At 42.7% G+C, this 1,315-nt stretch carries 1 protein-coding gene; it reads left to right on the forward strand.

Translation table 11 applies throughout. The annotated features are described in order from the left end of the window. On the forward strand, positions 1–1,315 hold a 1,315-nt coding region (locus ACWFR1_RS40370), incomplete at both ends, for a DUF6531 domain-containing protein (RefSeq protein ID WP_453561108.1).

Raw genomic sequence — 1,315 nt, forward strand, 5'->3', positions numbered from 1 at the left:
CTTCCTGATATCGCTAGGCCAAAGAATTTAACTGGCTATTTGTATACAAATACAAAATCGAGTCAAACGGGTTATGTGAATTTGATATGGGAAAAGGTTCAAAATGCGAAGGGCTATAAAGTTAACATTTACAACGGTAAAGAATATCAGTCCTTTGATGTTGGTGATGCTGATCATTGGACAACCCAAAATAAAAACATCTGGCCGACTTCTGAGGAAATCAAAGCCGGAAGCTATAAGCTTCATACAGATGGAAAAGGCGGGGAATTAGCCCTCGATCCGTCACCTGTCTATAACAATGCAAATGGGAATTACAAAGGGAAGAAGAATTATTCTTTCACGCTTGTCGCCTATGATGCGAATGGTGAAACAATTCCAACGGCGCCCTTTAACCCAACGTTCCATGAAGGAGCAGAATTCCTTGGGACAGAAGAATACTGGTCTATCATTGATATCCCAAGCGGCCAGTTAAATGGTGCGACAGGCAATGTCATTGTGAATGAAGAAGATTTGTCAATTGACGGACGCGGTCCGGGACTTGGCTTATCGAGAACCTACAACAGTCTTGATAGCTCTGATCATTTATTTGGGCAAGGCTGGTATGCTGATGCAGAAACATCTGTCATCTCAACGGATGGCGGGGCAATGTATATCGATGAAGACGCTACGACACATCGATTCACGAAAAAAGCCGATGGCACCTATCAGCCGCCGACCGGTGTATATCTTGAATTAACAGAAACAGCTGATCAGTTCATATTAAAAACAAAGGATCAAACCAATGCTTATTTCAATAAAAAAGGCGGTAAGCTTCAAAAGGTAGTGGATGGCCACAACAATGCGACCGTCTACACTTACAACGACAAAAATCAACTGATGGCCATTACAGATGCTTCAGGCCGTAAGCTCACATTCACATATGATAAAAATGGCCATGTGACGTCCATCACCGGACCTAAAAACAAGAAAGTCACCTACTCATATGAGAATGATTTGCTGAAGAAGGTTACAGATACAGACGGGACTGTCACAAGCTATGACTATGATGGCGAAGGGCGCCTTGTCAAACAGTATTCAGCCAACAGTACCGAAGCAAAGCCTGTCTTTACCGAATATCAGTATAGCGGACACCGTCTCGAAAAAGCGATCAACGCTAAAAAAGAAACATATGTCTACAGCTATGATGCTGATAAAAAGACGCTTCTCATGACACAGCCAAATGGCCGGAAGGTACAGTACGGCTATAATGAAGCGGGAAATCCGATTCAGGTCATTGATGATGCCGAAGGGCTAAAAATTACAACGAATACAAAGT

The sequence above is a fragment of the Streptomyces sp. NPDC055103 genome, from assembly GCF_053607625.1.